The organism is Parasaccharibacter sp. TMW 2.1884 (genome assembly GCF_023337695.1).
In the GTDB taxonomy this organism is placed as follows: domain Bacteria; phylum Pseudomonadota; class Alphaproteobacteria; order Acetobacterales; family Acetobacteraceae; genus Bombella; species Bombella apis.
In genome coordinates this window covers 704,741-718,077 of sequence record NZ_QORR01000001.1, presented here as the reverse complement: position 1 = coordinate 718,077, position 13,337 = coordinate 704,741, and the positions used below count along the sequence as shown (strand labels likewise).

Below are 13,337 nucleotides of genomic sequence, written 5' to 3'. Positions count from 1 at the left end.
TTCTGTTATTGGTAGGGCTGATGATAGTGGCCCGCCTTTCCTGATGGAGGTTTTTCCTGGGGAAAACAGGGTATCGTAGGGGTTATGGGATATGAAAATCGACACCGGGCACATTGGTCGCAAATGCGAACGCGCCGTAATTACAGCTTATCAGGAGCTGCATGATATGGGGCAAAGCGAGATGAGTATTTTTGCTGCCTGCACAACCCTGTATCGCATCCATCATCCAGAATCGTCCCTGCCAGAAGCCCGGCTGCTCGTCTCGGAGTGGATAGATCATCACATCGTCCGGCGTTCGGCTGCGCCTACGCGTGGCTGTAACTGCCCTCCAACCAGGCCACATTGAAGCCACAACATGGCCTGATGCTGTCCTTCGCTCTTTGGGCCAGAGACACATGATGAAGCGGGGTGCCGGATGGCTCTCCGCTTTTTTGATATTTTCAGTTTTGATCAAATCTCTCAGGCCCTCTGGCTGTCCGGAGAAGCAGACAGCCAGAGGGAGCAGATCATTTTGTTGCCTGCTCTGGCAGGGTATAGACAACCAGCTGATCGGAAACAGGTGTCCCCATGAGGTGGTGCCCCCCGGCCATGATGGCGACATATTGCCGACCATTGACGGCATAGGTCATGGCGTTGGCCTGTCCTCCACCGGGCAGCACGTCCGTCCAGAGTGTCTTGCCTGTCTTGAGGTCGACGGCGTGAATCTGGTTGTCGGTTGACGCCCCGATGAAGGCCACACCGCCAGCCGTCATGACAGACCCGCCATTGTTTGGCGTGCCGATTTCGATGGGCAGACCTGTCGGCAGCCCCCATGGACCATTGGCACGGGCCGAGCCGAAGGGCCGCTGCCACAGAACCTTGTGTGCTTTGAGATCAATGGCGGTGAGCATGCCGTAGGGAGGTGCGTTGCACATTACCCTCGTGAATTCGTTCCAGAAGGGACCAACCAGAGTGCCATACGGCGTCTCAGCCTGGGCGGCATTGCCGGCTGTCATGCCATGGCGTGGCGTGTATTCGGGAACATCCACAGGGATCAGTCGCAGCTGGTCCGCCGTTTTGCGGTTCACAAGCTGGTTGTACATGGGAACATTGTTCCAGTTGGCCAGCATGATGCCCGTCTGCGGGTTATAGGAGATGCTGCCCCAGTCACTGCCCCCATTATAGCCGGGGGATTCAATCCATGGCTTTTTGAGGGAAGGGGGTGTGAACTCGCCAACATAACTGGCCCGACGGAACTTGATGCGGCAGGCCAGCTGGTCCAGCGGCGAGACGCCCCACATGTCCGATTCCTTCAGGTCTGGAAAACCGAGGCGGGGAACCCCGACAGACCATGGCTGCGTCGGCGTACGGGGATCATCCTTCATGACACCGGCGGGGGCCGGTTTTTCCACGACAGGGAAGTCTGGCAGCGGCTTGCCTGTCCGACGGTCGAGGATGAAGGTCTGGCCCCGTTTTGTAGGCATGATGAGGGCCGGGATGATGCTTCCGTCATCGGCATGATAGTCGAACAGCGTTGCCTGGGAACCAATGTCGTAATCCCAGACATCCTTGTGGACGGTCTGGAAGACCCACCGGGGTTCACCCGTGCGGACATCAAGCGCCACCACGGCGGATGACACCTTGTTTTCCGCATCGCTGCGCATGGCGCTGTAATAGTCAGCCGAGGAATTGCCCATGGGGACATAGACCAGCCCCAGGGCATTGTCGCCCGTCATGGCCGTCCATGAATTGGGTGTTCCACGGCTGTAATAATGGTCCTTGTCCGGCTGGTGGTGGTTGTCCGGATTATTGACATCCCAAGCCCAGAGGAACTTCCCACTTTCGGCATCATATCCCCGGATGACGCCTGATGGTGCCCAGCGGCGCTGACCGTCCAGCACTTCATGATTGACCACGATCACGCCATTGATGATGGGAACCGGACTGGTCACCCCAACAAAACGGGGCACGGACCAGCCCATGCCCTGCATGAGATTGATCTGCCCGCCATGGCCAAAGGCCTCGCACGGTTTGCCATCTTCGGCATCAACGGCGATCATCCGGTTGTCCAGCGTGGCCTCAATGATGCGGTTATGGCAGGTCTGTCCATCCGCTGCGGTGGATGACGTGTAATAGGTGACGGATTTGCAGGCAGAGGTGAAGGGAATGGCATCGTAGCTTTCATGGGCATGGAAGTGCCATTTTTCCTGCCCCGTAGCGGCATCGACACGCATCATGTCATTCGTGGCGGAGCAGAGATACAGGGAATCACCCACCTTGATGGGGGCCGTTTCCGGCGCCAATCGATTCAGTTTGCCTTTTGGTTGCAGGACTCCGGTATGGTAGACGAACGCCCGTTGCAGCCTGCTGACATTCTCCGGTGTTATCTGGGTCAGCGGGGAATAGCGTGTGGCCCGGTCGTCCCGCCCATAGGCAGGCCAGTCCTCAGCTTTGGGATTGGCACTCTCCTGAGGGACGGCCTGGGGAAGCTGGTCGATGGGGAGCTCATCAATATCCGGCAGGTTGGCGGCATTGACGCCTGTGGCCTGAGGTGTGTTGGGAGCAGGGGGATGATAGATGGTGGAAACCGTTTCCTCCGCAGGTGCCGTCTCGTGAGACGTGCTGGGGGAGGCGGCCTCCTGGGCTTTTACGGCGGATAGTGATGTGCCGAGGATGGTACCTCCCAGAAGGAGACCAAGAAGACGGACTTGATTACGCATCGGGAGTGACTTTCTGGTTGCGGAGGAGACGGGGAAGAAAAGCAGCGACCACGATGGCCAGCAGGGTGGGCCCGAAGAGGCGCGGCAGCCATCCCCAGAAATTGAAACCGACCTCGTAGATCGTCCAGGGAATTGTCAGGGCCCAGGCGAGAAGATAGGTCCAGGCACCCACAGGGCTCTGGCGGAAAAGATAGATGCCTGAGAGGCAGAGGAGCAGTCCGCAGAGGGTGTAATACCAGGACCCACCCAGCAGAATGAGCCATGAGCCGAAAATGACGAAATAAAGCCCGAAAAGCAGAATCAGCAGGGCAAATGCCCAGATGGCTATATCTGCGCCTTTGGGTTTTTCATTGGGATAAGAGAGAAAAGACACAGTTCCATCTCCAGTTGACCAGAAAATATCAGGAAACCATGGGGATACACGTTTCGGATAAAAACGGATTGACAAGATCAACCCATATATTTGGTCAGGGAACTCAGGTTGATACACTGGACATGCCGGTTACATGATTTTTTCATGCAACCGGCACGATCCCAAGGTTACTTGCTGTCTGCCTCTGGCAGAGCATAGACAACCAGCGCATCAGACACCGGGCTGCGCATGAAGTGATGCCCCCCGGCCATGATGGCGACATATTGCCGACCATTGACGGCATAGGTCATGGCGTTGGCCTGTCCCCCACCGGGCAGCACGTCAGTCCAGAGCGTCTTGCCTGTCTTGAGGTCAATGGCGTGTATCTGGTTATCGGTCGATGCTCCGATGAAGGCCACACCGCCAGCCGTCATGACAGGACCGCCATTGTTGGGCGTACCGATTGTCAGCGGCAGGTGCGAGGCGATACCCCACGGGCCATTGGCACGGGCCGAACCAAGTGGCTTCTGCCACAGGACCTTGTGCGCTTTGAGGTCAATGGCGGTGACCATCCCGTAGGGTGGCACATTGCACATCATCTGGGTGAAGCTGTTCCAGTACGGGGTGACGACAATTCCATAGGGCGTCTGCGCCTGTGCCCCGTTACCTTCAGCCCCACCAGCGCCAGCTTTGAACTGGGGTGAATCAATGGGAATCAGCCCCATTTTGTCAGCTTTCTTGCGGCTGACGAGCTGGTCATACATGGGCAGGCTGCTCCAGTTGGCCAGCAGGATGCCCGTCTGCGGGTTATAGGAGATGCTGCCCCAGTCACTGCCCCCATTATAGCCGGGGTATTCCAGCCACGGCTGCTTGATGGTAGGCGGTGTGAACTCGCCGACATAATGGGCCCGACGGAATTTGATGCGGCAGGCCAGCTGGTCCAGTGGCGAGATGCCCCATGTGGCGGCTTCTGTCAGCTCCGGGAAGCCAAGACGGGGAACCCCGACAGACCACGGCTGCGTTGGAGCCCGTGGATCACCCTGGACGAAGCCCGGGCTGGGAGCCGGTTTTTCCACGACGGGGAAGTCTGGCAGCGGCTTGCCTGTCCGACGGTCGAGGATGAAGGTCTGGCCCCGTTTTGTAGGCATGATGAGGGCCGGGATGATGCTTCCGTCATCGGCATGATAGTCGAACAGCGTTGCCTGGGAACCAATGTCGTAATCCCAGACATCCTTGTGGACGGTCTGGAAGACCCAACGGGGTTCACCCGTGCGGACATCAAGCGCCACCACGGCGGATGACACCTTGTTTTCCGCATCGCTGCGCATGGCGCTGTAATAGTCAACCGCAGAGTTGCCTGTGGGCACATAGACCAGCCCCAGGGCATTGTCACCCGTCATGGCCGCCCAGGAATTGGGTGTTCCACGGCTGTAATAATGGTCCTTGTCCGGCTGGTGGTGGTTGTCCGGATTATTGACATCCCAAGCCCAGAGGAACTTCCCACTTTCGGCATCATATCCCCGGATGACGCCTGATGGTGCCCAGCGGCGCTGGCCATCAAGCACTTCATGATTGACGACGATCACGCCATTGACGATGGGCGGAGCTGTTGTCATGGCCACGAAACCGGGGACGGACCAGCCCATGCCCTGCATGAGATTGACCTGCCCGCCATGGCCAAAAGTCTCGCAGAGCTTGCCATCTTCGGCATCAACAGCAATCAGCCTGTTGTCCAGTGTCGATTCAATGATGCGGTTATGGCAGGGCTGCCCATCCGCTGCGGTGGATGACGTGTAGTAGGTGACGGATTTGCAGGCCGCCGTATAGGGAATGGCATCGTAGCTTTCATGGGCATGGAAGTGCCATTTCTCCTGCCCCGTAGCGGCATCGACACGCATCATGTCATTCGTGGCGGAGCAGAGATACAGGGAATCACCCACCTTGATCGGCGTGGTTTCTGCAGCCCACTTGTTGGCCTTCCCTTTGGGAGGGAGGCTGCCGGTATGGTAGACGAACGCCCGTTGCAGTCTGCTGACATTTTCCGGCGTGATCTGTGTCAGCGGAGAATAGCGTGTCGCCTGGTCATCACGCCCATAGGCAGGCCAGTCCTCAGCTTTGGGATTGGCACTCTCCTGAGGGACGGCCTGGGGGAGCTGGTCGATGGGGAGCTCATCAATATCCGGCAGGTTGGCGGCATTGACGCCTGCTGGCTGGGGGGTACCCGGCTCAGGGTCGTGGTAGATGCTGGAGCTCGTCTGCGCTTCGCTGTCATTGTCCGGGCCGGGGGTTTCCAGCGAGGGAGGAATCTGGGCATGGGCCACATGGACCGGGAGCGAGGTGCCAAGGATGGTGCCACCCAGAAGGATACCGAGAAGGTAAGCCTGGTTACGCATTGTAGTGTTCCTTCTGGTTGCGGAGAAGGTGAGGCAGGCAGGCAACAACGGCAACCGCCAGCAGGGTGGGCCCGAAGAGGCGCGGCAACCATCCCCAGAAATTGAAACCGACCTCATAGATCGTCCAGGGGATTGTCAGGGCCCAGGCGAGAAGATAGCTCCATGCTCCTGTGGGGCTCTGGCGGAAGAGATAGATGCCGGAAATGCAGAGAAGGAGTCCGCAGGGGGTGTAATACCAGGACCCACCCAGCAGAATGAGCCATGAGCCGAAAATGACAAAATAAAGGCCGAAAAGCAGGATCAGAAGCGCCAGTGCGTAAGTCGCCAGGCTTGCCAATCCTTGCTTCGGTCTGGAGGACGATGATGGTGACACGACATTATCTCCAGTCTAGCAGAAACCATGTCGTAACTATGAGGCCATCCAGGATGGGAGAAAAATAGATAAATAAAGTTAATTTATATTTATGATAGGTAAAATGGATCAATCTATTCTTTATTCAGGTCGGGATTTTGTGGCGTATCCTGAAACTGTGCAGCAATAGCTTTATGATTGGCAATGACCTCCCCAACAAGAAAGGCAAAGAACTTTTTTGTGAAGTCAATGTCCAATCCGGCATCCTGGGCCAGAGCATGCAGGCGGGTCAGCTGCTCTTTCTCCCGGGCCGGGTCGCAGGCAGGGAGGTGGGAGGAGGCTTTTAGAGCCCCCACATCGGCTGTGCAGCGGAAACGTTCTGCCAGCATATAGATGAGGGCAGCATCGATATTGTCGATACGCTGGCGGAGAGCGGTCAGCTGACGGGTTGGATCAGGCAATGTGTCATTTTTAGAGGTCATTGAGGTCAATCCATGCGAGATGGCCGCCTTTGCCGGCGCCGAGATCCATGAAAATGGCTTTTCCTCCCAGCCGGCCAGTCCGGTGCAGTGGGCGGCCATCAAGGGACCGTCTGTCATGCCCGACATAAACGGTTATACCTTCTGGAATACGGTTGATCCAGCTCAGGCGTCGTTCTGGATACCCGTCCGGCTGGAGGCGGCTTGTCGTTTCTCCGAAGAGTGCCCGTGAAAGAGGGGCGGACATGTCGGCAAGCCCTGTCTGTGGCGGGGGGCCGGAGAGCATGGCCGTGTGGAACCCACCATGAACGAAGAGCATGTTGCCCAGCCTCTGCCATGCCGGTGCCTGAGCGACGGCTTTGAGGGAACGGTTAGCGAGGTCTTCGGCTGTGGAGGTCTGAATCTGTTTCAGGGTGGTTTCCAGCGGGAGGTCACGGCGCAGCCGCCGCCCCTCCAACGCTCGGCCCAACTTGCGGTCGTGATTGCCGAGAACGAACATGCCCCTGTGCGTCTCCAGCAGGTCCAGCATGGTTTCCAGCACGCCAGCACTGTCCGGCCCGTGATCGACGAGATCTCCCAGCTGGATGATGAAGCGCTTTGTGGCTATGGCATGGCGGAAAGCGTTGAGATCACCGTGCACGTCTCCCACAATGCGAAGACCATGCTCGCGAATGCGGGATAAAACCGATTCGTCAAGCCGTGGTTCTGAAAAGATAGGTCGATCGCTCACGGTTTTGTAAACTCAGCCTCCAGTTGCCTTAAAGGGCACTAATTGTCTGATGATAATGGGAGAAGGTCAACCATTTACCATGCGGATGCTTTCATCCAGATTGACAGAGAGCAGGCGGCTCACGCCCCGTTCCTGCATGGTGATCCCATAGAGACGGTCCATATGGGCCATGGTCAGCTGGTGATGGGTGATGACCAGAAAACGGGTGCCCGTTTCTTTGGTGATGTCACGGATGAGCGTGCAGAAGCGCTCCACATTGGCATCATCAAGGGGGGCATCAACCTCATCCAGAACGCAGATGGGAGCTGGCGTGCAGTGAAAGGCTGCAAAAATGAGCGAGAGGGCTGTGAGAGCCTGCTCTCCGCCGGAGAGAAGAGACAGGGTTGAGAGTTTCTTTCCGGGGGGCTGGGCAAATATTTCCAGCCCGGCCTCCAGCGGATCGTCGCTGCCAACCATCTGGAGATGTGCCTTGCCTCCACCAAACATGCGGGTGAAGAGCTTCTGGAAATGCTCATTGATGTCCGCAAAGACGGCCATGAGGCGCTGTCGGCCTTCCCGGTTGATCGCCCCGACCCCGCCACGCAGGCGGGCAATGGCGGTTGAGAGGTCCTGATGCTCCCGGGCGATTCGTTCGGATTCTTTCTGGGCTGTCTGGAACTCGTCTTCGGCACAGAGATTGACCGGGCCCAGATCATCACGGCGCTTCAGGGCCCGTTTCAGGGCCTGCCGCAGGGCCTGTTCAGCATCGGCTGAAACAGTGTTCGGGGCTTCGGCATTGTCTGGCAGGGGGGAATCATGGCGCAGGAGAGCCAGAGCCTCTTCTGCCTGTTCGGCCCGTTCACCAAGCCGGATGGTGTCTTCACGGTAGCGGCTGCTGCCATCCTTGTGGTGGTCCAGCAGGGCCTGCTGGTCATGCAGGGTGGCTTCGGTCTGGGCCAGGTGATTGGTGAAGACCTTCTCTTCTTCTTCCAGCGTTCTGAGCGTTTCCATATCCTTCTGGAGCTGCTCTTCATGGCGGGCAAGGCTGCAGTCTTCCGCCTGCTCCGGGGTGGCCGTCATCAGGGCTGCGTGGCGGTCCGTCAGGTCCTTGGTGAGGGTCTGGAGCTGGGCATGCCGGTCGGCCTGTTTCTGGCTGTCCGTCAGCAGATGCCCGTGTCGTTCTTTTAACAGGGAAAGAGTCTGCGACAGGGTGTTATGGTCTGCCCGGTGCTGCTGAAGGGCATCCGTGGTGCTGGTCAGCCCGGCCTTCGTCCGGTCGAGTTCTTCTTTCAGAATGGCGATGTCCGGCAGATCGGACTGATTTTTCTGGCAGGCTGCCTCATCAGTCAGGCGTTTTTCCAGAGTGATTTTCAGGGTCTGGATCTGCTGCTGGAGGCTTTCCCGCCGGGCTTGCAGGCCAGCCAGAAGGCGGCTTCGCTCCTGAAGGGCCTGTTCCTGTCGTGTGGCCTCTTTGCGGACTGTTTCGGCCTTTTGTATGGCCTCCGCTGCGGCCTGTCGGGCATGATGGAGTGCGTCTTCTGCTGTTTTCAGAGCCGACTGAAGAGCTGGAAGGTCGATCTTTGCCTGTGTGTCCAGTACGGTCTGTTTCTGTCCGCTCAGCTCCCTGATGTCCTGCTCCAGCTGGTCGATGGTCTGTGTCCGTTCAGCGAGCTGTTTCTTCAGGGCATCGTTCCTGAACAGGGCCTGTTGTCGCTCGTTTTCAGCTTTCTGGTGTTGGGAGCGGGCCTCTTCAGAGGCTAGTCGGGCTGACTGTTCTTCATCCCGGATGGTCTGGAGTACTGCCGCAGCGTCGGAGACGGCCTTGTCTGAAACGGGAAGGGCCTTCAGCTCTGACTGTACCGCAGCAAGCTGTGACTTTGTCCGGTTCTGCTGTGCCTCATGGCCGGAGGCTTCCTGTTGGAGAAGGGAGATCTGCTCCTGCTGGAAGGCATGGCGTTCCGTAAGCCCTTCCAGCTGGTGCTTCTGCCGTGCCTGTTCGTCACGTTCGTTTTGGGCAGACTGGCGCTGTTCTGCCAGTGCCTGTGCCAGTGTTTCACACTGTGTGTGCAGTGTGTCGGCGGCAGCTTTCTGGACAGCGTGCTGTTGGTCGAGTGTCTGAATGGCGGCAGCGGTCTTCTTGAGGGCCTGTGCCTGCTGGAGGCGTACCATTTCTGCCGTGGGCGTGTTGGGCTGGCGGATGAAACCATCCCAGCGCCAGAGGCCCCCTTCTTTTGTGACGAGGGCCTGACCAGGCTGAAGATAGTGGTGGAGGGCAGGGCCGTCTTCAGTCTTTTCCAGCAGGAAAATGGCCCGGAAAGCCCGCTCAAGTGGAGCCGGTATATTGATAAGGGATGCCAGACTGGGCAGGGCCGCCAGTGCCTTGACTGCGGGTGTCTGTTTCCCAAGCGGGGGCAGAGGGCGCCATTGCCGTGGCGTATCAGTCAGGGGTTCTCCCTCAGGGGGGAGAGACGCTTCCAGCCCATCTGTCAGGGCGCTTGCAACGGCCCTGATGAGGGCGTCCGGGATTTCCAGCTGTTCCAGTACGGGATGGGGGATGGCGAGGATACTGCCTTGCAGGGTGCTTTGCAGCCCTTCATGCTCGCTCTGGTAACGCAGCCGGTCCGTTTCGATCTGTTGCAGGGCCTGCCGTGCCTCTTTTTCCTGTTCCAGAAGAGCATTGTGCTGTTCTTCGGTCTGGGTGATGGCTTCGAGGCGGGAGTTGATCTGCTTTGCCAGCATGTTGAGACGGGTCCGTGCGCCATCGAGCTCTTCGATGCTGATCGCACGGTCAAGGGCGTCCTTCAGAGCGGCCTGCGCTGCTGTGGAGCGTGCCTGCTGGTCTGCCAGCTGTTCGGTCAGGCGTTTGACGTCCTGTTGCAGAAATTCGCGGCGCTGCTGGCATTTTTCCAGCGCAGCCTGCTCGCTGAGCCAGAGCTGCTCTGCCTGTTCACGCTTCTGTATCAGACCTTTTTCAGCAAGGGCGGTCTGTTCTGCCAGTGTCCGTGTGGTCTGACAGGCTGCCTGAAACCGCTCTTCTGCGGTCTTGTCAAGCAGGCCGTGTCTGATTTCCTGCTTCTGGGTTCGTTCCGTTTCCAGACGGGACTGCTGCCTGGTCACTGCCTGGGTCAGTTCTTTTTCACGCTGTTGCAGCTGTTCAAGCCGGGTTCTGGCTTCATGCAGATCACGCTGTGTGCGGTCGGTGAGAAGTCTCTGTTCCTGAAAATGAGCTTCGGCCTCCCGGGCGTTGCGTTCGCAGCTGCTGGCTTCCTCCATGCTGGCGGAGACCTGCTGGCGCAGCTGATCAGCAATTGCTTCCCGGGTGCAGTCCTGTTCGATGGCCTGAAGTTCGATTTCCAGATGGTTGAGGTTTTCCCTGTCATCAGCAATCTGACGTGCCAGCTCCTGCTGGCGGCTCTGGAGCCGTTCATGCTGGAGTGTTCCATCCTGATAACGGGATGACAGCGCAGCATGGTCGGCCCGCTGGGTGGCTTCTGTCTGTTGCAGGGCCGTGATCGTCTCTTCCAGCGCAGGGAGCTTCGTGGCGGTGGCCCGTTGCTGGTCCATGATCTGTTCCAGTGCCAGCCGGGTCTGAGCCTGCTGTTCTTCCAGCTGGCTCAGCTCTTTTTTCTGTCGGGCCAGATCATCTTCCAGCTGGGCCCGCTGTCTGGCATGGTCGGCCGAGGCCTGCTGCATGTGCTGGAGGGCAGCTTCTGCTACGCCGACATGGATGCGGTACTGCTCCAGCCGCTGGCGGAGCGTGGCCAGAGCTTCGCTTTCCTGCTGGCGTTTTTCTGCCTGTAGTTCGACATGCTTTTTGGCATCCAGAAGAGCCTGCTCATTTCTGGCCAGGGCTTCTTTGGCTTTTTCCAGAGCAGCCCGGCGGCTCTGGACGAGCTCTTCGGCTCTGGCATGTTGAAGGATGAGCAGAGACCGTTCATGCTGGCGTATATCCTCTGATGCCTGCCGGTAGCGTTGGGCCTGTTCGGACTGGGTGGAGAGGCTGCTGAGCTGCTGGTCCAGCGTTCTGCGATGCTCTTCGGCCCGTTCCAGATTGCTTTCAGCCTGACGCAGTTTCAGCTCAGCGTCCCGGCGGCGGACATGCAGGCCGGTGATCCCGGCGGCTTCCTCCAGCAGGAGGCGACGCTCTTCCGGTTTGGCAGCGATGAGCTGGCTGACACGGTTCTGGCTGATGATGGATGAGCTGCGGGCACCGGAGGACAGGTCCGCAAAGATGGTCTGTACGTCTTTGGCCCGCATGACACGATTGTTGATGCGGTAGGTGCTGCCCGCACCACGTTCTGCCTGACGGGAGACTTCCAGCTCTTCCGATTGCTGGAAGGGCGGCGGCGCAAGACCGGCAGCCGCACCAAGATGGAGGGTGACACGGGCCAGATTGCGGGCCGGGCGGCTGCCTGTCCCGGCAAAGATGAGGTCATCGCTCTCTCCACCACGTAGGGCACGGGCGGAGCTTTCCCCCATCGTCCAGCGCAGGGCCTCGACAATGTTGGATTTGCCGCAGCCATTGGGGCCGACAATGCCGGTCAGGCCCGGCAGGATGTCCAGATGGACCTCATCAGCAAAGCTTTTGAAGCCGACAATATCGAGGCGGGTCGTGATCGCCTTGTGCTGTGTCATTGAACCCCGTGTGGACTGTGGCGATGGAGGAAAGCGGAAGAGGGGATCAGGCCTTGCTGACGAGCTCGGCAAATTTCTCCACGGTCTCAGGGTCCTGAGCGAATGGTGTGCTGTTGAAGCGGAAGTAGGGTGTTCCCTTGATGTCGTAGGTCTGTCCGTCCTGCTGGGTCAGCTGATACAGTTCCTGCCCGAAGGTCATGTCCTTGCTGATCCTGTCGAATTCATCCGGGGCAATTCCGGCCAGGGCAGCCTCCTGCTTGAGATGGGCAACCGGGTCTCCACCAGAGAAGGCCCACTGCATCTGGCGGGAGAAGAGGGAGCTGATGAAGGGTAGGTAACGTTCTTCAGGCAGGGAGCGTGCCACCATGGCAGCAATCATGGCAACCTGATCCAGTGGGAAATCGTGGAACTGATAACGGATCTTCCCGGTATCGATGAACTGTTCCTTGACCTGGGGGAAGATGTCCGTCGCAAAATGGGCGCAGTGGGTGCAGGTCAGGGAGAACCATTCCTGAACGAGCACGGGAGCCTTGGCATCACCGATGATGCGGGGAGAGAGGCGGGGGTCTTTCGGTGCGGCAGCCTGTGTCTGTGCCAGAGCGGGACTCTGGGCAAGGAGGGTGCCGGCAGTCAGCCCGGTTGCCAGCAGGGCAGAACCACTGGTCAGAAAATGACGGCGTGAAAATGGGTGGTGGGAGGTCATGACGGCTCCTTTGTTCTGGGGGAAAGGCTACGGTGCGGTATCGGTCAACGGTTCATCCTGCCATGAACGGCAAGAGAGGTGGTACCGTCAAGAGGATGGGCCGGTGGAGGGTGTCTGCCCGTCCGCCGTTTCCGGCTGCCGCCGCAGGTGGGCGGGGACACGCATCCGCAAGGTCAGGATATGCCGGGCATCGGAATCGATCACCCGGAACTCCAGCCCGCTGGGATGAACCAGCACTTCATCACGGGCCGGGACATGCTCGGCCAGATGGAAGACAAGACCACCGACAGTTTCGATTTCTGCCTCCCGTTCCTCCCGTGTCAGAACAGGGCCAAGGCGCTCTTCCAGCTCCTTGACGGGTAGCCGGGCATCAAGGTCGATCGTGCCATCGGGACGGTTGAACCATGGTGTGGTGACCGGCTCGTCATGTTCATCAGAGATGTCGCCAACAATGGTTTCGATGAGGTCTTCAATAGTCACAAGGCCATCGATGCTGCCATATTCATCAATGACAAGCGCCATGTGGGTACGGCGCTGACGCATCTGGAGCTGGAGGTCCAGCACCGGGATGCTGGGTGCGACGAGCAGAGGCTGGCGGAGAAGGGAACGCAGGTTGAAAGGTTCTTTCGTACCGATATGGGCGACAAGGTCCTTGACGTGGATCATCCCGACGATGTCATCCAGCTCATCATGGTAGACGGGCATTCGGGAGTGGTTTTCCTCCCGCATCAGTCCCAGAGCCTCATCAAAGGAGAGATCATCCGACATGGCGATGATGTCGGCCCGGGGGATCATGACGTCATCAGCGGTGATGGTACGCAGGCGCAGTACGTTCATGATGAGCGCCCGTTCCTGCCTGTCCAGCTCGGGAGAGTCAGGATTGGTCTTCCCCAGACTGGCGGCTTCCCGGACGAGGTCAGCAATATGCTGCCTTATGGTCTTTGTGCGTGCCTTGCGGTGGAAAAGTTTCATCGGGTGCGGAACGTTCCTATTTGCGGGCGGAAGAAAAATGTGA

At 58.7% G+C, this 13,337-nt stretch carries 10 protein-coding genes; 1 reads left to right on the top strand and 9 read right to left on the bottom strand.

The window, feature by feature from the left end:
* Positions 1 to 91: 91 nt before the first annotated feature.
* Positions 92 to 346, top strand: coding sequence for a hypothetical protein (locus tag DTI93_RS03165; protein ID WP_081563192.1), 255 nt, complete (start codon positions 92 to 94; stop codon positions 344 to 346).
* A 160-nt stretch (positions 347 to 506) separates the two neighbouring features.
* On the opposite strand, the gene DTI93_RS03160 is transcribed toward DTI93_RS03165, so the two are convergent.
* From DTI93_RS03160 to DTI93_RS03120, 9 genes are all read right to left on the bottom strand, one after another.
* Complete coding sequence (locus DTI93_RS03160; RefSeq protein WP_249079631.1) at positions 507 to 2,699, bottom strand: pyrroloquinoline quinone-dependent dehydrogenase; 2,193 nt, start codon at positions 2,697 to 2,699, stop codon at positions 507 to 509.
* The gene (locus DTI93_RS03155; protein ID WP_227431441.1) at positions 2,692 to 3,072 is read right to left on the bottom strand and encodes a glycerol dehydrogenase; all 381 of its coding nucleotides are present in this window, start codon (positions 3,070 to 3,072) and stop codon (positions 2,692 to 2,694) included. Before DTI93_RS03155 ends, DTI93_RS03160 begins: the two co-directional genes overlap by 8 nt.
* Positions 3,073 to 3,239: 167 nt before the next feature.
* Positions 3,240 to 5,444 carry a pyrroloquinoline quinone-dependent dehydrogenase gene (locus DTI93_RS03150; protein WP_249079627.1) on the bottom strand — a complete coding sequence of 735 codons (2,205 nt, stop codon included), beginning with the start codon at positions 5,442 to 5,444 and terminating at the stop codon, positions 3,240 to 3,242.
* The gene (locus tag DTI93_RS03145; RefSeq protein ID WP_052349052.1) at positions 5,437 to 5,817 is read right to left on the bottom strand and encodes a hypothetical protein; all 381 of its coding nucleotides are present in this window, start codon (positions 5,815 to 5,817) and stop codon (positions 5,437 to 5,439) included. The genes DTI93_RS03150 and DTI93_RS03145 overlap by 8 nt, the downstream gene beginning before the upstream one ends.
* Positions 5,818 to 5,930: 113 nt before the next feature.
* A complete protein-coding gene (locus DTI93_RS03140) occupies positions 5,931 to 6,278 on the bottom strand; it encodes a chorismate mutase (RefSeq protein ID WP_249079626.1) in 348 nt (115 codons plus the stop codon).
* Entirely contained in the window at positions 6,268 to 6,924 is a 657-nt protein-coding gene (locus tag DTI93_RS03135; protein ID WP_081563190.1) for a metallophosphoesterase, read from the bottom strand. Before DTI93_RS03135 ends, DTI93_RS03140 begins: the two co-directional genes overlap by 11 nt.
* A 147-nt stretch (positions 6,925 to 7,071) precedes the next feature.
* On the bottom strand, positions 7,072 to 11,619 hold the full coding sequence (locus tag DTI93_RS03130) for an AAA family ATPase (protein ID WP_249079624.1): 4,548 nt from the start codon (positions 11,617 to 11,619) through the stop codon (positions 7,072 to 7,074).
* Positions 11,620 to 11,665: 46 nt separating this feature from the next.
* Entirely contained in the window at positions 11,666 to 12,322 is a 657-nt protein-coding gene (locus DTI93_RS03125) for a thioredoxin domain-containing protein (RefSeq protein ID WP_043560036.1), read from the bottom strand.
* Between the two features lie 87 nt (positions 12,323 to 12,409).
* Positions 12,410 to 13,294, bottom strand: coding sequence for a hemolysin family protein (locus DTI93_RS03120; protein ID WP_081563187.1), 885 nt, complete (start codon positions 13,292 to 13,294; stop codon positions 12,410 to 12,412).
* Between the last annotated feature and the right edge of the window lie 43 nt (positions 13,295 to 13,337).

Bases quoted from the DNA above. Each gene is read 5' to 3' on its own strand.
- DTI93_RS03160 (WP_249079631.1), bottom strand. From the start codon at position 2,699: ATGCGTAATCAAGTCCGTCTTCTTGGTCTCCTTCTGGGAGGTACCATC.
- DTI93_RS03120 (WP_081563187.1), bottom strand. From the start codon at position 13,294: ATGAAACTTTTCCACCGCAAGGCACGCACAAAGACCATAAGGCAGCAT.
- DTI93_RS03130 (WP_249079624.1), bottom strand. From the start codon at position 11,619: ATGACACAGCACAAGGCGATCACGACCCGCCTCGATATTGTCGGCTTC.
- DTI93_RS03165 (WP_081563192.1), top strand. From the start codon at position 92: ATGAAAATCGACACCGGGCACATTGGTCGCAAATGCGAACGCGCCGTA.
- DTI93_RS03150 (WP_249079627.1), bottom strand. From the start codon at position 5,444: ATGCGTAACCAGGCTTACCTTCTCGGTATCCTTCTGGGTGGCACCATC.
- DTI93_RS03125 (WP_043560036.1), bottom strand. From the start codon at position 12,322: ATGACCTCCCACCACCCATTTTCACGCCGTCATTTTCTGACCAGTGGT.
- DTI93_RS03140 (WP_249079626.1), bottom strand. From the start codon at position 6,278: ATGACCTCTAAAAATGACACATTGCCTGATCCAACCCGTCAGCTGACC.